Source organism: Cohnella sp. CFH 77786 (assembly GCF_019400745.1).
In the GTDB taxonomy this organism is placed as follows: domain Bacteria; phylum Bacillota; class Bacilli; order Paenibacillales; family Paenibacillaceae; genus Cohnella.
Genome location: NZ_WJIB01000002.1, coordinates 377,038 through 399,751 on the forward strand (window position 1 = coordinate 377,038; position 22,714 = coordinate 399,751).

The window sequence follows — 22,714 nt, forward strand, 5'->3', positions numbered from 1 at the left end:
GGAAATCTCCGATGTTTCGGCGGCTGTTCGAGGCTTGTCGACGGAATACGAGAAACGGGGGCTTTACGTGGTTAGAAAATATGCCATTCCGATCCTGCTGATCTTGCCCGCCCTGATTCTATTTGCCGCCTTCTGGACTTTCGCTTCATGGAACCTGGAACGGCAAGGCTACCAAAGTTATCACAATTTGAGGGCATTGCCGGGATGGGAACTGCATATCGGGGATCTCGCCTTCAAGGGCGGACTCCCGGACCGTAACGCGGCCGAGCAATGGGAACCGCTGGACAGCCAATCGTCCGAAACGGCGCAAATTCCTTCCGGGTACCGGGGATATTATTGGATGAGGGTCCAACTGCCCGAAACGCTTCGGGAGGAGGAAGGGCGGCATATCCTGGTTCGGGGGATCAAACACGTCCAGCTGTTCACCGACCAACGCAAGGTCTTTGAATTCAACATGGAGAAACGGGATTTCAAAGTCAATGTCGACTTCTACTGGAGCCTCGCTTCCCTGAAAGAGCAGGATTTCGGCCACACCTTGTATATCCGGGAGTACCAGTCCGGCGGGCCGCCGCGCCTCGGCACCTTTCTGCTCGGTCCTGCCTACAAGTTTATTCTCGAAACGTTGTGGATCGACGCGTTCCGCATCGTCTTATGCATCTTGTATATGATCCTCTCCGTGTCCGCTTTCGTTCTGTTCGCGTTCCACCGCAAGGACCGGGCCTATTTCTTTTTCGCCATTCTGACGGCATGCATTACTTATGGGAGCATAGTCACGGCTAGATCGCATGTTCTATTCGTCGACCTGCCGTTGTTCTCCTATCTTCACCATATCGGAATTCCGCTCGGAACCGGCGCTTTGTTCGGGTTCATGAGCGAGCTGTTGACGGGCAGACGCGCTGTCATCCTCCGTACTTTCTTATGGATCCAGTGGGGATTGTTCGCGGCCGTCGTATGGGCGGCCATGACCGACGAGCGTTGGTATCTGTTCGGGATGCTGAGGGTTTATCCGCCAATCACCGGCATGATGATGATCGTCTTGTTCGCATTCATCGCGCAATCTTTAAGACGCCGGCGCGACAACGACCTGCTGTGGATATTAGCCGGACTCATTCTGCTTATCCTCTCCCTGGTCCTGCATTTCGTCCAAATCTACGTCGATGCTTATCGTTACTGGCTGTTTCGACTGTCTCCAACGTTTGCTTCGTCTATTGAAGGGTCGCATATCATCTTCGGCGGATTTCTGTTCGTCGTCTGTCTCGGCGCCGTACTGGTTCGCCGGTATACGGCAACGCACCGTCAAGTCGCGCAGTACGCCGGGGAGCTTGAAGCGAAGAACGAGCAGCTCCGCGAAATGGATCGATTGAAGGACGATTTTCTGGCGAATACCTCCCATGAGCTGCGAACGCCGCTTTACGGGATTATCGGCATGGCGGAAACGCTCCTGGATGAGAACGGGACGGCCGAAGGCCGGGCCGGACGGAACCGTCTGGAAATCATCATCGCCAGCTGCAAGCGGTTGATCCGGCTCGTGAGCGACATTCTTGACTTGGCCCGATTGTCGCATAACGATTTGAAGCTCGATCTGCGGCCCGTCGATATCCGGCAATCCGCGGAAATCGTCACGGCCTTGCTGACTCCGCAGGCGAAAATGAAAAATTTGGCGCTGCGGAACGATTTTCCGACGGAACTGCGTCCGGTGCGGGCCGACGAAGACCGCGTGCAGCAAATCCTGTTCAATCTCGTGGGGAACGCTTTGAAATTCACCGCCGAAGGGAGCGTTACGCTGGCTTGCAGGCCTGCCGTCACCCCGGACGGCCGCGAGGCTCTGGAAATCTCCATATCGGACACGGGACTGGGGATTCCGCCGGAGGACCTGAGCCGCATCTTCGAGAAATTCCATCAAAGCAGCCGCACGATAGAACAAGGTTTGGGGGGGACCGGACTCGGGCTTACGGTGAGCAAGCGGCTAATCGAGCTGCAGGGCGGACAGTTGTCCGTAACCTCGGAGGTCGACCGGGGGAGCACTTTTCGCTTTACGCTGCCGGTCTGGCAGGAGGAGATTCATGGGTTCGATCCGGACCTGGCTTCGCGGCAAGCGGCAAGCGCATCCGTTGCTCCCTCCTTGCTTCAGCCCCCGGTTCTGCGAACGGCGGAAACGGAGGACAATGAACCACGAACCCTTATTTCCCACGCGCCGGAGACGAAAGAACGGCTGATTCTCGTCGTCGACGACGAGCCCGTCAACTTGGAGGTGCTCGCGAGCCATCTGTGTCCTCCTTACCGGGTCGTGACGCACCATCAAGCGGCGAAAGCATTGGATTGGATCAAGGGCGGAGGCAAGCCGGACCTCGTGATCACCGACGTGATGATGCCCGGCATGAACGGTTACGAGCTGGCGAAACAGCTTCGCGGCCTTTACGGGGAAGCCGATATGCCGATTCTGATGCTTTCGGCCAAAAGCATGCCGGAAGACCTGACGGAAGGCTTCGAATCCGGAGCCAACGATTACGTCGTGAAGCCCGTGACCAAGCGGGAGCTGCTGTCCCGCGTCAAGCTTCACCTGAAAATGGCGGAGCTGAACCGTTCGTTGGAGGAAGAGGTTCGGGAACGCACGGCGGAGCTGGAAAAGCGGAACCTCGAGCTGCAATACTCCATCCGCGAAACGCTGGAGGCGATGAAGGAAATCGTAGCGCTGGAAGAGCGGAACCGCATCGCGCACGAGATTCACGACACGGTCGGGCATGCGCTGACGGCCACCATCTTTCAGCTCGAAGCCACCAAAAAACTGCTCGAGAAAGACAGGGAGCTCGCCCTGGAGAAGCTGGCGTCGGCTCAAACTCTCATCCGGAACGGCCTGCAGCAAGTTCGCACCGCGGTCAGAGTCGTGAAGGAAGATTCGGCGAAAAGCGATTTGAACGAATCCTTGGTCCAATTGATAACGGAAACAGAGAATGCGGCCGGCGTGGAGATCGGCTACAGCATCCCGCCGCTGTCCGGCTTATCCCCATTGCAGAAAAAAGTGGTATACCACGCGCTTCAGGAGGGACTGACGAACGGCTTGCGCCACGGCGGCGGCACCAAGTTTCGATTCGAGCTGGAGGTGAAGGAAGGGTGGCTTCAATTTACGTTGAAGAACAACGGGCAGCCTTTCCACGATTCCCGGTTCGGCTTCGGCCTCACCGCCATGAAGGAACGCGTGGTCACCCTCGGCGGCACGCTGGCGGTCGAGGAGAGCGCGGATTGGGGCTGCGTGCTCACGCTCCGGCTTCCCGTCGCATCATGATCCGCAAGGAAAGAACAGCCAAGCGTCGTGATGAAGCGAAGCCGCCAGGGCGGAGCTTGCCGTCGACCGGAACGAGGACGCGATTGCCGAGCTCGCTTTGCGGGAGAAGCTGATCGATCAGGATACGGATCCCACGGCCGCTCCGACGGATCTTCGTCCGGACAATCGGATGGTCGTTCTTCCGGGAAGTCCCACGGGCAGGATTACAGTAGGATGTGGAAGTCGAGCCATTCGATTTACAACCGATGCGGAAAAGCGTATGCTTGTTTTGAACACGCATCCCAGTCGACAAGGGGAAGAACAAGGCAAATGTCCGATTCGGAAAAAGCGGGCTATAAATCGATTGCGCTCGACATCGCGCAAAGGATCGTAAGCGGAGAGTTTCCGCTGCACAGCAAGATTTCCGGGAGATCGCTGCTGGCCGGACAGTACCAGGTGTCGCCGGAAACCATCCGGAAAGCCATCGGCCTCCTGAAGGAAGAAAATATCGTGTCCGTCTCGCAAGGCAAGGAAATCACGATCGTTTCGGACCGCAACGCTTACGAATACATCACCAAAAACAACTATTTGAAGTCCGTCTATTCCCTGAAACAGGATTTGCAGCAGCTTCTTCAGCAGAAGCAGGCGCTGGACCGCCATTTCGAATCGCTTCTCAAGGAGATCATAGACGCTTCCGACCGCCTGCAAAACCTCAAGCCGTACAAGCCCGTCGAAATCACGATCCATCCCGACTCGCACGCCATCGGCCTCACGATCGCCCATCTCCAGTTTTGGCAGAACACCGGCGCAACGATTATCGCGCTGCGCAGGGGTACCCATGTATCGATCTCCCCAGGTCCGCACGTCGTGCTCCTGGAAAGCGACGTACTGGTCGTGGTCGGAGACGATAAAGTGTACGAAAAAACGGAAAATTTCATCAATCGGCCGAGAAATCCGCAATAACCGCCGCAATCGCATACCGAAGGGACATGCCGCCGTTTCAGGCGGCTTTTTTTATTCCCGCACAACAGTGGTAGGATACAGGTAAAGCCAACATGGGTACTATCCAATTGTTTACAAACAACCTAATAAATAATATAAGAATGTCAGATGACAAGGTGTTTGTTATCATGGCCATGGCAGATCGCTTGCGAGCTTCATCCAATCAGTCTTGGGTTCCCGATCCTTCGGACGGATCCTTCTTTCATGTTTGATTTTTCCGGCCCGAAAGGGTCTTTTTCCATTTTATCCTGTGTACATCACTTGGAATAATCCTTAGAGGCCTTTTTTTTATGCGCAGTGTGCGATCGTCCTCCCGATTCATACTTTATGGAAGGAGGTGTGCGCATGGCAGCGAAATTTCCGTCTAGAAAAAGGCCGCCTGTCCCCAAGAGGAACCATTCCGGCCGTAATTTCGGCAATTTCTTCGTCCCCCTGTTTCGCAAATGCCGCCGAGGAATCGTATATATTCAAGCAATCAAAAAAGAGGAGGCAGAGGCGCCTCCCTATCCGTTTCCTGTATTCTTTCCCGGCCAAGAAGCGCGAACGGAGTTAATCGGTTTTGGGACCGGATTCGTCATCAACAAGGATGGACTCATCCTGACGAGCGAGCACGTGGTGAGAAACGCACGGGAGATTAAAGTGAGCCTATATGATGGCAAGCAATGTTCGGGCGAACTGGTTTGGAGCGACCAAGACCATGATATTGCCTTGCTTAAGCTTGACAGCGAGCAGAATCTACCGCCATTGCCGTTAGGTTCCTCGCGCCGAAGCGAAGTGGGTGAAATCGTGATGTCCGTCGGGAATCCGCTCGGACTGGAAAACTCGCTCACCTCGGGCGTGATCAGCAGAAAGCATAAATCCGTCGCCGTTTCCGATACGGAACTTCAGGATATCATCCAAACGGACTGCGCGATTAATCCCGGAAGCAGCGGAGGACCGCTGATCAATTTGAAAGGCCAAGTGATCGGTATGAACGCCTTCATGGCCAAAAACAAAAACGGCCTTGGATTCGCCCTTGGAATCGATGGGATCAAGAACCGCATTCGCCGGTTCCTTGATTGAGACAGGTGACATGGCGGATACCGGTACCATGTCTTACGGCTCTTTCCCGTCCTCTCCAACGTTTTCGATGTCGCTGTCCGGGGGGACTTCGCGAAGCTCAAACGCCTGGATGAACTCTTGGATGATCGAGTCGACCGCTTTTAATTCGCCGCTGATGACTTGCTTGATGGCCTCGTATTCCGGCTGATTCAGCTGCTGCAGCAAGGTCGATCGCTTGAGATGCAGCCTGTCGAGAAACGCGATCGCCCTCCCTCGGCGAAATGTTTGGGCACTGTGGAAACGATGCTTGTGATGTTCACGACGATCATGGTGTTCATGCAGTTGATGGTGTTCATGCAGTTGATGGTGTTGATGGTGTTGATGGTGTTCATGGTGTTGATGGTGCTCATGCCCGCGATGCTCATGCCCGCGGTGCTCCCCGGGACCTCCGTGACCGTGATGTCTTCGGGGATCCTGTTTACCTTCCCGCATGATGGATTCTCCTCCTTGGGCGTATACAAACGCATGCAAATTCATTTCTGTATACAAATGTATACAATGATCAGACGATTTGTCAATATCTGTATGTCCCGCTAGAGCGAACTGCGCTCCATTATCGGTACGGCATTGCTCCTTGTTCATCGTTTGAGGATCAGGGAAATACCCACACCTATTATGTCGCGGTTCAAGTCAGCGGCTTTGGAAATACTCCCGCAGGGCTCTAGGGAAAACGGACGAGGATTTTGAGATGGAATTGTGCGTGCCGCTTGTATCTGATTCCGACAGCCCGGATAACGATAAGCCGAATAGAGTCCCGGCGGCGTTGAAAATCATGAAGGAGCGTCCAAAGAAAGAGGTGTCCGGCAGGGTGGAAGACATGAAACCCTATGTCGTCGAGCACGAAGAATTGAAGCTCATCGGAATCCCCTGCATCAGTCTCAACGACATGAACGGAAAATACCGTCACGCCAAAGACGCTCTGCTGGTTTCGACCTAACATTTCGCTGTCAAAAACCAGGAAGTTCACTATGGGATATGGCCGCAAGCGCCCACGCAGGACGATTCCGATCGGCATGCCTACATTCTCTGCGTGGAAGTCGAGTCCTTCGACGGGGTTCCGGAGTCGTATTTTAAGACGAGCCTCTCCCCTCAGAAGTGCGTCGTCGTCGCGAACCAAGAAGGGAATTTCGATGCGGCTGGGCAGGTGATCGACCGTTACATCAGCGAGAATGGATGGGTTGTCGGCGCAAGCGACCGGAAATATACCATATGCGAGCGCTACAACTATGAGGGCAAGGGTTTTGCCCGGTACTCGCTGCCGATTCTGGATTGAGGTGATAGCTCTGAATCAAGGAGACTATCGCAGCAGATGGGAACGACAAACGAGTCCAAAACCACCTTTCACGATACGTTGCAGGTCAGGCTAGTTTCCGACTTTCGCAAGTCACAAGCCTGGTATCGCGATGTACTGGGCTGTGAAGTCAATGATTGGGGACATGCAATTCGAGGCGGCATGAAGCTGATTCTTCAGCAAGCCCGGGAGGAAAGCGATGTGCGTCCCAACGCCGCTTCGGCGAAGCGGGACACCTATCCGACGGACTGGACTGGACCGGATCTGGGCTGGGACAAGTTCATTCACGTGAAGAGCGAAGAGTTTGATCGCCTGGAGCAAGTGCTTAAAGCGAGCAGGGCCTAGATTGTCCTCGGTCCTATCCAAAGAACGCACAGCGACGGAAATACGTACAAAAACATCTGCATCCAGGATCCAGACGGATATTTCATCGTTTTCGGAATCTAAGCTTGAAGTCGTGCGTAAAGAGGAATCGGCAAATCGATGTTAAGCGAGAGGGGAGCCCTCTACGATACTGGCTCTCCCGTTGATGCTCTGTTCATCTTGTGAAGCGGATTGTGCGGTTGTGTCTTCCGGAGCTGCGGACGATAGTGACCTCCGGAGACTTTATATCAACAAGACCGGTGTGAAGTTATTTCTTATCCCCACTCAGATCCGGCGAGACAACCCGCGGAGCATGGCCGAAGTCGCACGCATGAGCGTCAAACGTGTTGCTGATATCGGCAGGTCTCCGATCTGGGTGCCTAAGATGGGTGGGCTGACGCGCAGTCAAAGTAATTAGTGGGAAAACCTCCCTCTATTTTTGCGGACTGGCCACTCGTGCGTGATTAGTAGGAAAACCTCCCTCTAATTCCGGCTATATACCTTAAATTGAAGTTTTACACCGAAATTAGTGGGAGGTTTTCCCTCTAAAGGCCCCAAACTCTTATAAATATCGAAATTAGTGGGAGGTTTTCCCTCTAAAGTTTACCGACGGGGTGAATCCGGCTTGCGACGCCGTCAGGGGTATTCCTTGTTCATTCGGAAAATAACGGTTTCAAGCGGGATTCAACGAGGGCCGACGGAGAACAGGATAATCCCTAAACCGAATCATTCGGTGGGAAGGAGCGAGCCGGGAGGTGCACGCCTCGTGCATCTTCGCCAAGGATTCGGAGAATGTCTCGGTGACGGGCGCGGGCCGGCTCGAAGGAAACGGCCGAGCCTGGTGGGACAAGCATCGAAACCGGCCCGAAGAGCTTCGTTATCCTCGTCCCAAGCCGTTCTGCTTCGAAAATTGCAGTAGAGTAACGATCAAGGATCTCACTCTGACGAACTCTCCAAGCTGGACGGTTAATCCTCTCCGCTGCCGGAATGTGACCATCGACAATCTGTCCATCCTCAATCCCGCCGATTCGCCCAATACGGATGGAATCAATCCGGAATCTTGCGCGAACGTCCGCATCAGCAACTGCCACATCGATGTCGGGGACGATTGCATCGCCATTAAATCCGGCACCGAAGACGCGGAGGAACGGATTCCCTGCGAGAACGTCACGATCGCGAATTGCACGATGGTCCACGGACACGGAGGCGTCGTCATCGGCAGCGAGATGAGCGGCGATGTCCGCAATGTCGTCATCTCCAATTGCGTATTCAAGCAGACGGACCGCGGCATCCGCTTGAAATCGAGGCGGGGGAGAGGCGGCATCGTCGAGGATATCCGAGTCGGCAATATCGTGATGGAGGACGTGATTTGCCCGTTTATCCTGAATCTTTATTACTTCTGCGGACCGCGGGGCAAAGACAAATATGTCTGGGACAAAAATCCTTACCCGGTTACGGAGGAGACGCCGCGCTTCCGCCGCATTCACTTCGCGAACATCACCGCCCGCCGCGTTCACGCGGCAGCCGGATTCCTGTATGGACTGGCGGAGCAGCCGATCTCGGAAATCACCTTCGACCATATCGAGATCTCCATGGCCGAACAGGCGACCCCGGGACTGCCCGCGATGATGTCGGGCCTGCGGGAGATAAACAATCGGGGGTTCTTCCTCGGCAACGTGAAGGATGTCCGGTTCCACAACGTAACGGTAGAGAATCATGAAGGCCAGGCCTTTTACGTCGAGAACGGCGAAAGGGTCACGCTGGAGCATTGCGAGTCCCGGAATACGAAGAATGCCGAGCAGCTTCTGGTGCTGGTTGCCGTACCGCCTGCGAATGAAGATCTGCGGTAATTCATCCAGATTCGCCCAGATTGAGGCAGGATTTGGAGGGTGGATGTCGAACTCATCTTCTGGAACGGAAGAGGAGAGGAAGATGAGGGATGGGTAAAAGACGTTACCGGAAAATCGGGCTTTGGCTATCTATGATGCTGGTAGTGGTGCTTGTCGGGTGCCAGGCGGTCTTTGGGCTGAACTTGGACGGCATGCTTCTGAAGCAGTTGGAAGTGAGGTCGCTGGAGCAGTCCGGCAAGCTCGACATTGAGCTGGATTTGAACGATAAAGCGATCGCGGAGGATGAACCGGGGATCGCCCAAGCGCTCGGCTTATTCAAGAAGATGACGTTTACGATCGACCATGCGGCAACCGACGGCACAGGCCGTTTGGACATGAAAGGCTCCGTGACGTTCGGGGGCAAGGGCGCCATCCCGCTCGAGCTCCATACGGACGAGAAGTCGGTTCGTCTTGACATCGGCGGATTGAAGCAGCCCATCGTGATGACGACCGATTCCCTGAATGCGGAAGTTTTGAATGGAATGATGATGCCCGGCATGGGTTTCTCGAACCTGGAAGCAGGCGACAAGCAGATCGCGGAGTGGACCCGAAGCCTGATTCAATCGGTCGCTTCCTATTTTGTCCACCATTTGCCGAATCCTCCCAAGCTGGAGGTCGGACGCGCGTGGGAGCCGGTGAACGGCACTTTCATGTCGCTGACGAAGGTGCATGCGGAGCTGAACGGGGAGCAACTGGGCGAGCTGATCCCCGCATATCTTGACAACATGCTCAAAGACGAAGCAGGGTTCAAAGACATGCTGCGCAGCTTGGTCAAGGCATTCGCCGCTCTTCCGCCGGAAGCCAGGGAATCGTTGGGTATCGAAGATCTCCCGGCCTCGGAGAACGATATCGAGGCTTTCGTTAACGAAGGCATGAGCGAGCTGCTCCCCATGCTGCAAGAGCTCCGGGACGAGCTTGCCGAAGCGCGCAAGGATGAAATGTGGGGACAGATCTTCGACAAAGGCATTTCGCTCAAAACCGACCTGTACGTGGACGACTCGCTTTTCCTGCGCAAAACGGATACGGAGCTCGTTATCTCTCCCGCGTATTTCGCAGAGCCCGACTTTCCGATTCGAAGCATCCGCATTCACGGCAGCGCGGACATCTGGAACGTAAACGGCGACGTGACCGTTCAACCGGTGGACATCCCCGAAGGGGCGCTGACAGAGAAAGATCTGGAATCGATGCAGGCATACGATTTCGTAAGATCGCTCGACAGCTCGTCCGTTCTTTACGATCTGCTGAAAAACGATCTGCAAATCGATGACCAATCGTTCGAGATCAGCAGCGAATGGGGCATTCCCTTCGTGAAGGACAAGAATGGAAAGGCCTACGTTCCGGTTCGATATTCGCTGGAGCAGCTCGGCGACAAGATCATCTATACGCACGAGACGAAAGAAATCCGATTCGCGGACGGGGCTTCCGGTCAGGAAATCGTATTCAACATCGGCTCGGCGGAAGCATACGTGAATGGGCAGAAAGCAACGTTGTCCAGCGCGGTCTACCAGGAAGGCCCCTACGCTTATATCGCAGCCGACGATTTGTTCGGCATTCTGCGCGCGGAATACACGATCGAGGAGTCGGGGAACGGAGAATCCGTGATGAAGGTGAAGCGGGATTTGTAGAAAGATCGAGCCGTCCCGGCAAATCCGATACTGAAACGGCAACAGGGGCAGTCCCAAACGCCATGATCATGGCCGAGGGACTGCCCCTGTTTCTTGTCGTCAAATAGGCTCCGCGATCAACGACCTTCCCCCAGCGCGTCGGAAGCGAGCGACTGGAGCACCAGATTGTCCATCGGAGGGTTGTGCAGGCCCGCGCGGACGTCCCGGTAGAAGCGTTCGAGAGGCAATGCTCTGGACAAGCCGGCGCCTCCGACGATCCGCATCGCCATATCGACGACCTTAAGCGCATGGTTCGTCGCCACGTATTTGGCGAGTCCCAGCTCCGGCTTCATGAACGGCCGTTTTTCCTTGTCCCGGTCCCATCGATCCGCCGCCGCGTACAGCAGGGAGCGGGCCGTGCGGAGCTCGACTTCCATGAGGCCGAGCGATTGTTGAACCGCAGGGACGTCAGCAATCGGCCCCGCGAGATAGTTGGGACGGTAGGTTCGGGCATACTCGAGAGCGAAATCCCGCGCCGCCAAGGCGATCCCGAGATAGCAGGCCGGGATGTGCAGCAGCCAGCCGCCTCCGTCGTCTTCGCCTTTACCGGCGATGCGGGCATCCTCGGCCGCGAAAGCGCCGTCCAGCACGACGTCGTGGCTTCCGGTCGCGCGCATGCCGATCGTATCCCAGGTTTGCTCAATCGTCACGCGATCGGAACGGTAGACGAGGAATTCGTCCGTCCGGTCTTCCTCCGGCACATAAGCGGAGACAACGAATCGGTCCAGGATCGGAGAGAGCGTGCTGAACGTTTTGCGTCCCGTCAGGAGCCAGCCGCCCTCTGTCCGGACCGCGGTCGTTTCGGGTCTGCCGCCCCTCGTGGGACTGCCCGTGGCGGTTTCGCTGGCGAAGGTGTTGATCATGGCCCCGTCCGCGACGATATCCCGGCATAGCCGCTCGAACAAGGGCTCCGGCCACTTGCGGGACGTTCTCAGATGGAGAATCTGGCCGACATGCCAGCCGACGGCGAGCGCGGTGGAACCGTCTCCGTAAGCCAGCCGCTCCTGAAGCGACACCAGGTCGTAGAGCGATAGCTCTTCTCCGCCGTAAACCTTCGGAACCGTGCTATGCAAGTAACCGGCTTCGCGCAGGTCGGCGAAATTCTCGAAGGGAAAAGAGCCTTCGCGGTCATGGGCGGCCGCACGCTCGGCGAATCGGACCGCCAAAGCCTCGATCCGATCCGCGCGCTCCCTTTCCGCATCGTTGCGGATATACCGGTCGATCAGACGTTCCATCCACGCCACCCCTCAGGCATTTCTGCGGTTTTGGAATTCTTTAGCACGAATCCATGCGGTTCAAACTTCCGTAAGACGCACTATGCCACCTATCGCCGCGATCTGAATTGGCTTGGCGTGACGCCAAAGAAGCGTTTGAATTGGCGCATGAAATGGGTGTCGTTCTCGTATCCGCACATTTTCGAAATCGCAACGATGGATAGCGAGCTGTTCTGCAAAAGATACTTGGCATATTCGAGTCTGCTATGGATGATATCCGATACAACGGAACAGCCGAACAGCTCTTTATAGATATGCTGGAAATACGATTTGCTCAAATTGAGGCGCGATGCGATCTTTTCGACCGGCATACGGGTATGAGGCGAACTGTACAGCTCGTTGCGCAGCTCGGAAAATTGGCGGAAATATCGGTTCGTCGTATCGGGCAGGGAGGCTCTCTGAAGAAGATTGCTCAGTTTCATAAGAAGAGTTTTGATTTCGGAATCCGAAATCTGATCGCGCAGAGGGCCGCCAAGTCTGGTGGTGCTTTGCAATTCCCGGATGCTTCCGGAAATCAGGAGCGGATCCGTAGCCTTCACGACTGTATCCAGCGGAAAGTTCAGTCGCTTGAGGAATTCCGGGAGTTCATCGCCGTCGCAATGGAACCAGTCGTTGATAAAAGGCTCATCCGATTCTCGGTATAGATGGGGAGTTTCGGGGCGAAGCAGGATATAGGAGTTTTTTTCCGCTGCAAGGAGCTCTCCGTTCAGGATCAGCTCCGCTTTGCTTTTAAAAAAGACAAAGGCGTAATTGCCCGCTCCTGCCGGACGATCGATCGTGATCCCGTTCTCATGAATGAAATGATAACCGCAACTAATCAATGTAATCATACTGGATCCCCATTTAAAGCACGAAAGGTCAGTTTTCTGTCATTATAATGAATTGTTCCCGGATGAACAAGCGCTTAAAATCGATGAATAAGGGCCGTGCCGGTCGCACGGACATTGCAAAGGAGTCGAAAACGTCATGCGTGCGCAACCGACATTAACTGTATATACGCAACAGCGGGGTGCGGAATTAGGCGACTTGTTCGGCATTTTTTTCGAGGATCTGAACCATGCGGCGGACGGAGGGCTGTATGCGGAGCTTGTGCAGAACCGTTCTTTCGAATTCGATCCGATCGATCGCGCGGAATATCATGCCATGACGGCGTGGGAGAAAATCGAAAGAGGCGGCGGACAGGCGGAAATCGCCGTTGAAGACAGCTATCCTCTAAATCCGCGAAACCTTCATTACGTCGCCATCGATATTCTGTCCGAGGGCGATGGCGTCGGAATCATGAACACCGGTTTTAACGGAATCCCGGTCAAACAGGGAGAATCTTATTTGTTCTCGGTTTATGCACGGCGGGAAACCAGCTTTGACGAGCCGGTTGTCGTCACGATAGAAGGGACGGACGGGTCCGTTCATGGAGAGGCAACGGTAACGGTCCAATCGCCCGAATGGACGAAATACGAGGCGAAAATTACGGCGATCGCTACCGACACCAACAGCCGTCTTGTGCTGGTAACGAAGGGAAAAGGGAAGCTGTACCTGGATATGGTGTCCCTATTTCCGGAACGGACTTTTCGCAACCGGCCGGGTGGCCTGCGGGAAGACATTGCCCGGATGATCGCGGATCTGAAACCCAAGTTTATGCGTTTTCCGGGCGGCTGCTTGATTCACGACGGGTCTTTGAATCCCGACGACAGAAATTCGATGTACCGCTGGAAAAACACGATTGGCGATATCGCGCAAAGACCGGCCAGACGGAATAATTGGGTCTATAATCAAACGCTTGGTTTGGGTTATTACGAATACTTTCTGTTCTGCGAGGATATCGGCGCCAAGCCGATTCCGATCTTGCCGGCAGGATACGACCCGCATCATAAACGAATCGTCCCGCTGGACGAGCTGCAGCCGTGGATCGACGACGCGCTTGATTTGATTGAGTTCGCCAATGGCGATGCGTCCACCAAGTGGGGAGCGATACGGACGGAGTTGGGTCATCCGGAGCCGTTCGGACTGGAGTATATCGGCATCGGAAACGAAGAAGTCGGAGAACCGTTTTTCGAACGCTATCCCTATTTCCACAGAGCCATCAAAGCGAAGTATCCCGATATCAAAGTCATCAATTCCGCCGGTCCGTTCGCGGCCGGTAGCGAGTATGAACGCGGCTGGAAATCCGCGAAAGAAAATGGATCGGATCTGGTGGACGAGCACTATTATCAGACGCCGGAATGGTTTCTCGCGCATGTCGACCGCTACGACGCCTTCAAAGCCGATGAGCCGAAAGTATTTTTGGGTGAATACGCGACATGGGGGAACACGTATTACAACGCCCTTGTCGAAGCGGCTTTTATGACCGGCCTTGAAAGGAACGCCCACGCGGTAGCCCTGGCTTGCTATGCGCCGATGCTCTGCAACGTGGATTACGTCAACTGGAAGCCGGACTTGATTTGGTTCAACAACCATGAAGTTTACGGAACCGCCAATTATTACGTGCAGAAGCTGTTTATGCATCACCAGGGCGACCAGCTCTTAACCATCGAGGCAACAGGCTTCGAGGAAAAACAGGAACAAGCGATCAAGCCGATTAATGGAGCCTTCGCGCTCGGGACAGAGCGTTGCTCTTTCCGTTTCCGGGACATACTGCTCGTTAACGACGAGACCGGAGAAACGAAAGCGTTTCTGAACGGCTCGTCCGCCGAGCTGTCGGATACGGAAGAAGACCGGCGGAGCGGTACCTCTATCGCAACGCTGGACCTCGGCGAAACGGATTGGGTGAATTATACGCTGAGGTTGAAAGCGCAAAGAATCAGCGGACCTAAGGGATTCAACCTGTACTTTGGCAAACGGGACGGCAACAATCAATTGTTCTGGGATTTCGGAGGGTGGCAGAACCAGGATTCCGCCTTGTGCGCCAGCGTAAACGGCAGAACCTCTTGCCTCACCCAAAGCATCTTCAACGTGGAAACCGATAAGGAATACGAGTTGACATTGAACGTAGCGGGCAGACGAATCCGCGCTTGGATCGACGGCGTGTTATTCCACGATACGGAAGACAAGCTTCCGGTCATCGAGCCGCTATATTATTCCGCGAGCTATGAGCGTTCTACGGGGGATGTCATCGTTAAGGTCGTCAACGTGCAGGAGAAAAACGTTAGCGGACAGATTGTTCCGGCGGAAATGCAAGCAAAGTCTTTGACCGTCGAAGTGTATGAGATGTCCGGCTATGCGTTGGAAGACGAGAACACGTTCGCGTCGCCGGAGCGGGTGCGGCCGACCCGGAAGGAATTCCGCACGGAAGGCTGCAGTTTTCATTACGAGTTTCCCAAACATTCCATTACGGTATTCAGAATGAGATGAAGATGAGGAGAAAAACATGATGCTTACAAAAGATCGATCGAACATCAACCGCCCATACCCGGATCCGCTTGTCGAACAACGGGCCGATCCCTGGATTTATAAGCATACGGACGGTTATTATTATTTCACCGCTACCGTTCCCGCCTACGACTGCATCGAGCTGAGAAGGGCTGAAACGATTCGGGAGCTCGGTACCGTCGAACCGGTTGTCATTTGGCGGAAACACGGGAAGGGCAGAATGAGCGGACATATTTGGGCGCCCGAAATCCATTATATCGACGGCAAGTGGTATATCTATTTTGCCGCCGGCGGCTCGGAAGAGTACGAGACGGATTGGGAAATCCGCATGTACGTCCTGGAAAACGAGGCAGAGAGCCCGCTGGAAGCGTCATGGGTGGAGAGAGGACAGATTCGGACCGACTGGGACTCCTTCTCCCTGGATGCCACGACCTTCGAGCATCGCGGCGTCAGGTATTTGGTTTGGGCGCAGTACGACCAGGAAACGCCGGCAAGCTCCAATCTGTATATCGCCGAGATGTCCGATCCGTGGACGATTCGCGGCAAGCAGGTATTGCTTGCGAAACCGGAATATGCGTGGGAGATCATTGGCCACCGGGTGAACGAAGGGCCCGCGGTACTCAAGAAGAACGGCAAAATCTATATCAGCTACTCGGCAAGCGCCACGGACCACAATTATTGCATGGGACTGTTAAGCGCTTCGGACACAAGCGATTTGTTGGATCCGCGATCCTGGACGAAATCGCCGGAGCCGGTATTCCGGTCGAACGAAGAGACCGGCGAGTACGGCCCGGGCCATAACAGCTTCACCGTTTCGGAGGACGGTTCGGCCGACATTCTGGTGTATCACTCCCGAAGCTACAAGGAAATCGAGGGCGAGCCGCTGAATGACCCCAATCGCCATACACGCGCGCAAGTATTGAATTGGAACGAGGATGGAACTCCGAACTTCGGGGTCCCCGGGTGAACGCCCGAAGTCAGGGCGAGCCTTTGAACCGTTGGCGGAACTTAAGAGGGGACTCGCCGGTTTGCTTCTTGAAGCAGCTGGAGAAATAGGGCGCGTAACGGAAACCGGCTTGCTCGGCGATTACGGATACCGGCCATTCCGTTTTGAGCAGCAGCAGCTTGGCTTGTTCGATCCGGTAGCGGAACAGGTATTCCATCGGCGTGCAGTTGTAAACGTCTTTCATGCATCGGATGACGTAGTTCGGATGAAAATGAAGCGCCTCCGCCAGAGACTCGTTCGTGATTTCGGCTTGGTAATGCTGCTTGAGATAGGTTTCGGTTTTATCGGCAATGACTTGCGGGGAGGAAGGCCAAGCGGCTTTCCTCCCTTCTTCCATGTAACGGAGCAAATCCCAGAACGTGCTCTGCTCCTCCCACAGGGAAATGGAACGGGGTTTTAGGGAGAGGGTGAGCAGGTAACGGAAGAACCGTTCGGCGTGGCCGATATCCGTAACGGTCCAATATTGGGCGAGAGAAATCCGATTGGCGCTCAGGGAATTTCCCGAGGCTTCCCATTCGCGAGCGCTCTGAAAATGAATCCAATAAAACTCGGTAGGCTCCTCGCAGGGTTTGACGGGGTAATGATGGCGATCGGGAAGGAGCAGCAAGGCCTGTCCGGGACGCAGGTCCCACTGGGTCTGTTCTTCACCTATGAACAGAGTGCCTTTGACGAGAAAAATGAGATCGAACACGCCCAGCCGGGATCGGTTCGGATGTTGGTCGCCCGGCCCGTACACCGTTTTTCCTCCTTCTAGATAGTAGGGAAAAGGAGGGGCCGGGAAGGATACGACAAGGGATTCAGGCGCCATGTCCGATCGACTTCCTTGTGTTGAAATTTATAAAAAAGAAGTTAAGGTTATCTATATTCTATCTTCATCTAACAGAATATGATAGTGTTGTTCATTATATTTTTGGAGGCTTACGAACATGATGAGAAAAGCCCGCATTTCCGATCCGTTCTGGACGCCGTATGAACGGCTGGTCCGGGAAACCGTCATCCCCTATCAATGGGAGATGCTGAACGACCGGGTTCCCGGTGCCGAACCGAGCCATTGCATGAAGAATTTCCGGATTGCCGCCGGCTTGGAGGAGGGGAACTTCGGAGGGTTCGTCTTTCAGGACAGCGACCTGGCCAAGTGGCTGGAGGCGGTCGGCCACTCCTTGGCTTCGCATCCCGACCCGGAGCTGGAGCGGATCGCGGACGAAGCGATCGACCTGGCGCTTCAAGCGCAGTGGGACGACGGATATTTGAATACGTATTTCTCGATCGAAGCGCCGGAGAAGCGCTGGACGAATCTGACCGATTGCCACGAGTTATATTGCGCGGGCCATATGATCGAAGCGGCGGTTGCTTATTACGAAGCGACCGGCAAGCGGAAGCTGCTGGACGCGATGTGCCGGTTCGCGGATTACATCGATTCGGTGTTCGGCACCGAACCGGGCAAGATCAGAGGTTACGACGGCCATCAGGAAATCGAGCTGGCGCTCGTGAAGCTGTACAACACGACCGGCAACGAGCGCTATCTGAAGTTAAGCCAATATTTTATCGACGAACGGGGACGGGAGCCTAAGTTCTTCGAACAGGAGTGGGAGGCCAGAGGGCAAACTTCCTTCTGGAACGGAGGCGCGAAAGCTGCGAAACCGCATCACGAGTACCATCAGAGCCACCTGCCGGTGAGGGAGCAGACGAAGGCAGTCGGCCATGCGGTCAGGGCCGTATACATGTACACGGCGATGGCGGATCTTGCGCGGCTGACCGGAGATACCGGATTGCTGGAAGCCTGCCGCAAGCTGTGGGACAACATGACGACCAAGCAAATGTACATTACGGGCGGTATTGGATCTACGCATCATGGGGAAGCATTTACCTTCGACTATGATTTGCCGAACGATACCGTTTATGCGGAAACGTGCGCTTCCATCGGCCTGATCTTCTTCGCGCAAAGAATGCTGCAGCTCGAAGCGGACAGCAAGTACGCCGACGTCATCGAGCGCGCGCTGCACAATCTGGTGCTCGCGGGCATGTCGAAGGACGGTCACAACTACTTCTACGTCAACCCGCTGGAGGTATGGCCGGAAGCCAGCGCGCAAAATCCCGGGAAGCACCATGTCAAACCGGCCCGGCCCAAATGGTACGGGTGCGCGTGCTGCCCGCCGAATATCGCCCGGCTGATCTCTTCACTGGGCGACTATATCTATACCGCGGACGAGAAAACGAAAACCGTTTACGCCCATCTGTTTATCGGCAGCGAGTTCACGCTTCATCTGGGTGACGTGCCGGTCACCCTGCAACAGCAATCGTCGCTGCCCTGGGAAGGGAACGTCAAGCTTCAGGTGTCTCCGAAGACGGCGACCCGGTTTACGCTTGCTCTGCGCATTCCTTCGTGGTGCGCGGACCGGCCGAGGCTGCTGGTGAACGGCGCAGAGACGGATTATTCTAACGCCGAGAAAGGCGGTTATGCGCACATAGACCGCGAATGGTCGGAGGGAGACGTCGTGGAATGGCAGCTGCCGCTCCGGGCGGAATGGATCGTCGCGCATCCCGAAATCCGGGCGAACGCCGGGAAAGCCGCCATCCAGTATGGCCCGCTTGTTTACTGTCTGGAGGAGACGGATAACGGCAAACCGCTGGCATCGCTCTCGTTCGGTCCCGATTCGACGCTTCATGCCCGTTTCGATCCGGGTTTGCTCGGAGGCGTCGTCGTGATCGAAACCGAAGGCCGGAAGGCGGACGAGAACGGCTGGAGCGGAGAGAATCCCTATCTGCCGGCGGGAATAATCCAGGCCGCTTCCCGCGTCAAAGCGCGGGCCGTCCCCTACTTCCTGTGGGGGAACCGGGAGAGCGGAGAAATGTCGGTGTGGTTGAGATTCCAGGCTTGATGGCCCCAAATAGAGGGAAAAGTTGACATTCAATTGTCCCTTTGGAAAGTGGATGCGAAAATAGAGGGAAAAGCTCCCACTAATATCGCCTACAAACCGTGAATTCGGGTGTTAGGGGTGTATTAGTGGGAATTTTTCCTTCTAATTGTTACGAAAACGCCGAAGGGAGGCAAATTAGTGGGACATTTTCCCACTAATCTGCCTCCTTTTCGTCGGCTCGCGAACTCGCCATCCCAGCGCAGGCTGTTCGCGCGGTTAGATCCCTTAGCAGCACGGCGTTGATCTCAGTTCAACAAATCGGCCGGCCTGACCTTAAGGTGATGTTGGCCTATTTATCAATGTGGAGGATCAGCTTAGCACCAGTACGCCGTATGGCTCCAGCTCGATGTCTCCCTCCAAGGAGCTGCCGCTGAGCAAATCAACCGATTTGCGCTGCAACCGAAGCGTTGCCGCCTGTCCCGAATAGTTGAGCGCGAAAATAAAGGCTTCGCCGGTAGCGGGATGCCGCCGGACAGCCAGCTCAACTTCTGCCGGCGCGCGAACGACGTCCTCCGCCGTCTTCCGCAAACCAAGCTCCGGCAGAAGCTTGCGCACGACCGCTTCGCTGTAAGCGGCGCCGTAATAGTATACGCGCCCTTGGCCCAGCTCGTTGACGGTTAAGGCAGGCTTCCCGGCATAATAGTCGGACGCATACTCGGCGATCACCTTCACGCTATCTGCCTCGACCCGCAGAATATCGTTAAAGCCTTCGGCGATAAGCGAGCCGGCTGAGGTCGTTTCGCCGCCGTCTTCTTCGCCAACGAAGCGCAGCGTTGGAGCGGGTACGGTTCCCTTGATTATCGTGAAGTCCTCGACCGTAATGCCGCACAGGGAAGCGGCGAGGCCAGGCATCGGCATCATCCGGCAATGCCCCTGCTCGTCCTTGTAGCCGGTGCGGGCTCCGAACAAGGCGATGCCGCCGGCTTCCACGTAGGAGCGGAGCAGCGTGGCTGCGGATTCCGTCAAGATGGCGGGATGCGGATACACCAACACCCCGTACCGCTGCAAATCGGCAAGCTTCGTCCGGTCCGTCAACGTCAGCGAATCGGCCGCAATGTGTGCTTGCTGAAGAGATTTGAACCAAGCCCTCGTGCTTTGACCGGCAAGCGGGCCGTGCCAGACGTCGAGCTCCCCGTCCCAGCTGTTGTCGTAGTCGCTTACGATCGCGATGCTCGCTTCGTAACGGCTTTGCGCCAGCTTTCCGCCAACCTGCGCCAGCTCTTGCCCGATGCGTGCGGCTTCAAGCACCCTGCGGTTCGGACGGTTATGGTAGTCGTTGATGCCGTGCCAGTATATTTCGGTGCCGAATGTGGCCGTGCGCCAGCGGAAATAGAGAAGCATGTCGGCGCCGTGTGCGAGCGACTGATACGTCCATAGCCGCATTTGGCCGGGTCTGGGCGAAGCCATCGCCAGCCGGTTCACCCATCCTCCCGGTCCGGACTGCTGCTCCATGATGCAGAAATTCGGGGAGATCGAGCGCACGCCGCTCAAGTACAAACTCGACATCCGGTCCAGAAACGGTTCGGGCCCCTCATCCGGATGAATCGTTCCGAACTGCGGATAAGAGTCGTAGGAGAAGAAATCCAGCAACTCCTCCGTCATCCGGTGGTTGTCGAGATGGCCGAACATGCCGTTCGTCGTGATCCAATGCCGAGAACCTGCGACTTCCCGCAGAATATCGGCCTGGATGCGGGCGAATTCGATCGCGCTGTCCGAGATGAACCGCTTCTCGTCCAGCGCCTGGTGCGGATTCGGGGAGTCGGAAGGCGTCGGCCTCGGAAGAAATACCTGCTCCCACGCCGTATACGTTTGACTCCAGAAGACGGTTCCCCATGCCCGATTCAGGGCGTCCAAGGAGCCGTATTTGCGCTGCAGCCATACTCGGAACGCGGCATGGTCGGCTTCCGAATAAAACACGTTGATCTCGCAGTTCAGCTCGTTGTCGATTTGCCAGCCGACGACCGCGGGATGGTCCTTGTAATGCTCGGCCATCCGCCTCGTGATCCGCGCGCAAAGCTGCCGGTAAACGGGGCTGTTGTAATTGTAATGCCGCCGCTGGCCGTGCCGGTAAGGGGTGCCATCCATGGAGGCGTTAAGCACTTCCGGATAGCGGTGCGTCAGCCAAGCCGGGGGCGTTGCCGTCGGCGTGCCCAAGATGACCTTCAGGCCATGACGGTGAGCGGAGTCGAGGGCCCGGTCGAACAAATCGAACCGAAAGACGCCTTCCTCCGGCTCCATGATCGCCCAGCCGAATTCCGCCACGCGGATGATGGAGAATCCGAGCTCCCGCATGCGGCGGAAGTCATCCTCCCACAAGTTTTCGTCCCAATGCTCCGGATAGTAACACACACCCAGCCGTATCGCTTCTTCTTTGGTCGATTTCGGCACGCCGCATCCTCCTGACAGATGGAGTGATAAAATATTGCGAATTCTTTCGCATATGTCTTTCATTTTAAACTAAAACGATATAGAGTAAATGACGGGATCTTGCGAATGATATCAATATTTTGCGATCGTGACAAACGCATCCAAAATTGAGGTGAGACACCGTGAGGGAGCATATTTATCTGCCGCGGCCCAGCAATTTGCATTATGTCTGCTATCCGGAATCCTGCGGCCGCTATGCTCATGATCCCGATCACCGCGAACGGAGACCTGCCGGGATGTTGAGCGAATACAACCTGCATGTCATCGTCGCGGGCAAAGGATACGTGATAGCCGGAGGAGAGCGGCAGGAATTGTCGGCCGGCTCCGGTTTTCTGTACGGACCCGGCGAGAGCCAGGATTATGGGACCGATCCGGGCGATCCTTGGGATGTTCGATGGGTTCATTTTGCCGGAAATGGAATCGAGTCGCTGCTGGGCCCCAAAGGAAAGGGAGAGGTTTGGCTCTTTACGCTTACGCAGCAGCGCAAATCCGTCGAGCAAGCGCTGGAGAAGTTGACCCGGTTGGCGGGGACATTCGAGAGCTTGAGCGAACCGGCCCTGTCGGCGGCCCTGTACGAGGCGCTTGCCGCGCTCCTGCATGATGCCGGTCGGCGTCGCCGCCAGGCGGGAAACGGCACCCGCGAGAAGATGTTCGAAGCGGCCGATTACATCCGGGCGAGCTGTGCCGGTAACTTGAGTTTGACGTCGATCGCCGGGAAAGCCGGGTACAGTCCGCACCATTTTACCCGAATTTTCCGGGATGCCGTAGGCAAGTCGCCGACGCAATACTTGACGGAAAGCCGGATCTTGCTGTCCAAGAACCTGCTCGTATCGACTCCGCTCGCCATCAAGCAGATCGCGTTCGAGGCGGGATTCAGCCAAAGCAGTTATTTCATCAGCCAATTTCGCCGGATGACGGGAATGACGCCCCAGCAATTCCGTGATCTGTATGGATGACGGCGGTTTTGCGGAAAGGTGATAGGGAGTGCAGATACGGAAACCCTTTAACAGGTGAGTTGGTGAAAAAAGGGGGAGGCCCCTTTTCAGGGGCTTGCCCGTGGCAACACGCGGATGGCAGACTCTCAGTGCCTCTAAAGGCGCTTGCTTCCAGCATGCCCTTATAGGGCTGAAGGGAGCAGAAGCCACCGGCTA

Annotated in this window: 17 protein-coding genes and 1 pseudogene; 12 read left to right on the forward strand and 6 right to left on the reverse strand. The window is 55.7% G+C overall.

The window, feature by feature from the left end; genetic code table 11:
* The first annotated feature begins 67 nt into the window (after positions 1-67).
* The 3 genes from GE107_RS26990 to GE107_RS04470 all read left to right on the forward strand — a co-directional run bounded on the left by GE107_RS26990 (position 68) and on the right by GE107_RS04470 (position 5,326).
* Positions 68-3,283, forward strand: coding sequence for an ATP-binding protein (locus tag GE107_RS26990; protein WP_219638275.1), 3,216 nt, complete (start codon positions 68-70; stop codon positions 3,281-3,283).
* Positions 3,284-3,592: 309 nt separating this feature from the next.
* On the forward strand, positions 3,593-4,225 hold the full coding sequence (locus tag GE107_RS04465; RefSeq protein WP_219638276.1) for a GntR family transcriptional regulator: 633 nt from the start codon (positions 3,593-3,595) through the stop codon (positions 4,223-4,225).
* 384 nt (positions 4,226-4,609) lie between these two features.
* Positions 4,610-5,326: a S1C family serine protease gene (locus tag GE107_RS04470; RefSeq protein WP_219638277.1), complete on the forward strand. Its 717-nt coding sequence runs from the start codon at positions 4,610-4,612 to the stop codon at positions 5,324-5,326.
* A gap of 33 nt (positions 5,327-5,359) precedes the next feature.
* On the opposite strand, the gene GE107_RS04475 is transcribed toward GE107_RS04470, so the two are convergent.
* Together GE107_RS04475 and GE107_RS04480 are read right to left on the reverse strand one after the other, a co-directional pair.
* Positions 5,360-5,530 (reverse strand): hypothetical protein, encoded by a 171-nt coding sequence (locus GE107_RS04475; protein WP_219638278.1) that lies wholly within the window; start codon positions 5,528-5,530, stop codon positions 5,360-5,362.
* Positions 5,515-5,730: a hypothetical protein gene (locus GE107_RS04480; RefSeq protein ID WP_219638279.1), complete on the reverse strand. Its 216-nt coding sequence runs from the start codon at positions 5,728-5,730 to the stop codon at positions 5,515-5,517. Before GE107_RS04480 ends, GE107_RS04475 begins: the two co-directional genes overlap by 16 nt.
* Positions 5,731-6,065: 335 nt before the next feature.
* Between GE107_RS04480 and GE107_RS26360 the strand changes: the two genes are divergently transcribed.
* From GE107_RS26360 to GE107_RS04500, 5 genes and pseudogenes are all read left to right on the forward strand, one after another.
* Complete coding sequence (locus tag GE107_RS26360; RefSeq protein WP_255570180.1) at positions 6,066-6,302, forward strand: hypothetical protein; 237 nt, start codon at positions 6,066-6,068, stop codon at positions 6,300-6,302.
* A 93-nt stretch (positions 6,303-6,395) separates the two neighbouring features.
* Positions 6,396-6,638, forward strand: a complete 243-nt coding sequence (locus GE107_RS26365; protein ID WP_255570181.1) for a hypothetical protein — start codon at positions 6,396-6,398, stop codon at positions 6,636-6,638.
* Positions 6,639-6,674: 36 nt separating this feature from the next.
* Positions 6,675-7,001, forward strand: a complete 327-nt coding sequence (locus tag GE107_RS04490) for a hypothetical protein (protein ID WP_219638280.1) — start codon at positions 6,675-6,677, stop codon at positions 6,999-7,001.
* Positions 7,002-7,750: 749 nt separating this feature from the next.
* Positions 7,751-8,869, forward strand: a pseudogene (locus GE107_RS04495) (glycoside hydrolase family 28 protein); the annotation flags it as partial.
* 89 nt (positions 8,870-8,958) lie between these two features.
* Entirely contained in the window at positions 8,959-10,533 is a 1,575-nt protein-coding gene (locus GE107_RS04500; protein ID WP_219638282.1) for a copper amine oxidase N-terminal domain-containing protein, read from the forward strand.
* A gap of 116 nt (positions 10,534-10,649) precedes the next feature.
* Here the strand turns inward: GE107_RS04500 and GE107_RS04505 are convergent, their stop codons facing one another.
* Both GE107_RS04505 and GE107_RS04510 read right to left on the reverse strand, forming a co-directional pair.
* Positions 10,650-11,807: an acyl-CoA dehydrogenase family protein gene (locus GE107_RS04505; protein WP_219638283.1), complete on the reverse strand. Its 1,158-nt coding sequence runs from the start codon at positions 11,805-11,807 to the stop codon at positions 10,650-10,652.
* 89 nt (positions 11,808-11,896) lie between these two features.
* The gene (locus tag GE107_RS04510) at positions 11,897-12,676 is read right to left on the reverse strand and encodes an AraC family transcriptional regulator (protein WP_219638284.1); all 780 of its coding nucleotides are present in this window, start codon (positions 12,674-12,676) and stop codon (positions 11,897-11,899) included.
* A gap of 136 nt (positions 12,677-12,812) precedes the next feature.
* Between GE107_RS04510 and GE107_RS04515 the strand changes: the two genes are divergently transcribed.
* A complete protein-coding gene (locus GE107_RS04515; RefSeq protein ID WP_219638285.1) occupies positions 12,813-15,194 on the forward strand; it encodes an alpha-L-arabinofuranosidase C-terminal domain-containing protein in 2,382 nt (793 codons plus the stop codon).
* A 16-nt stretch (positions 15,195-15,210) separates the two neighbouring features.
* Entirely contained in the window at positions 15,211-16,179 is a 969-nt protein-coding gene (locus GE107_RS04520; RefSeq protein WP_219638286.1) for a glycoside hydrolase family 43 protein, read from the forward strand.
* A 10-nt stretch (positions 16,180-16,189) separates the two neighbouring features.
* On the opposite strand, the gene GE107_RS04525 is transcribed toward GE107_RS04520, so the two are convergent.
* Positions 16,190-16,954 (reverse strand): AraC family transcriptional regulator, encoded by a 765-nt coding sequence (locus tag GE107_RS04525; protein ID WP_370636244.1) that lies wholly within the window; start codon positions 16,952-16,954, stop codon positions 16,190-16,192.
* A 190-nt stretch (positions 16,955-17,144) separates the two neighbouring features.
* On the opposite strand from GE107_RS04525, the gene GE107_RS04530 reads away from it, so the two are divergent.
* Positions 17,145-19,097 carry a glycoside hydrolase family 127 protein gene (locus tag GE107_RS04530; protein WP_219638288.1) on the forward strand — a complete coding sequence of 651 codons (1,953 nt, stop codon included), beginning with the start codon at positions 17,145-17,147 and terminating at the stop codon, positions 19,095-19,097.
* A gap of 348 nt (positions 19,098-19,445) precedes the next feature.
* On the opposite strand, the gene GE107_RS04535 is transcribed toward GE107_RS04530, so the two are convergent.
* Positions 19,446-21,524, reverse strand: coding sequence for a beta-galactosidase (locus GE107_RS04535; RefSeq protein WP_219638289.1), 2,079 nt, complete (start codon positions 21,522-21,524; stop codon positions 19,446-19,448).
* Positions 21,525-21,685: 161 nt separating this feature from the next.
* Between GE107_RS04535 and GE107_RS04540 the strand changes: the two genes are divergently transcribed.
* Positions 21,686-22,519 (forward strand): AraC family transcriptional regulator, encoded by an 834-nt coding sequence (locus GE107_RS04540; protein ID WP_219638290.1) that lies wholly within the window; start codon positions 21,686-21,688, stop codon positions 22,517-22,519.
* Positions 22,520-22,714: the final 195 nt, after the last annotated feature.

Excerpts from the sequence above, each read along its gene's own strand:
- GE107_RS04465 (WP_219638276.1), top strand. The coding sequence starts at position 3,593 with ATGTCCGATTCGGAAAAAGCGGGCTATAAATCGATTGCGCTCGACATC.
- GE107_RS04490 (WP_219638280.1), top strand. The coding sequence starts at position 6,675 with ATGGGAACGACAAACGAGTCCAAAACCACCTTTCACGATACGTTGCAG.
- GE107_RS04510 (WP_219638284.1), bottom strand. The coding sequence starts at position 12,676 with ATGATTACATTGATTAGTTGCGGTTATCATTTCATTCATGAGAACGGG.
- GE107_RS04500 (WP_219638282.1), top strand. The coding sequence starts at position 8,959 with ATGGGTAAAAGACGTTACCGGAAAATCGGGCTTTGGCTATCTATGATG.
- GE107_RS04520 (WP_219638286.1), top strand. The coding sequence starts at position 15,211 with ATGATGCTTACAAAAGATCGATCGAACATCAACCGCCCATACCCGGAT.
- GE107_RS04530 (WP_219638288.1), top strand. The coding sequence starts at position 17,145 with ATGATGAGAAAAGCCCGCATTTCCGATCCGTTCTGGACGCCGTATGAA.
- GE107_RS04505 (WP_219638283.1), bottom strand. The coding sequence starts at position 11,807 with ATGGAACGTCTGATCGACCGGTATATCCGCAACGATGCGGAAAGGGAG.
- GE107_RS04480 (WP_219638279.1), bottom strand. The coding sequence starts at position 5,730 with ATGAGCATCGCGGGCATGAGCACCATCAACACCATGAACACCATCAAC.
- GE107_RS04470 (WP_219638277.1), top strand. The coding sequence starts at position 4,610 with ATGGCAGCGAAATTTCCGTCTAGAAAAAGGCCGCCTGTCCCCAAGAGG.
- GE107_RS04515 (WP_219638285.1), top strand. The coding sequence starts at position 12,813 with ATGCGTGCGCAACCGACATTAACTGTATATACGCAACAGCGGGGTGCG.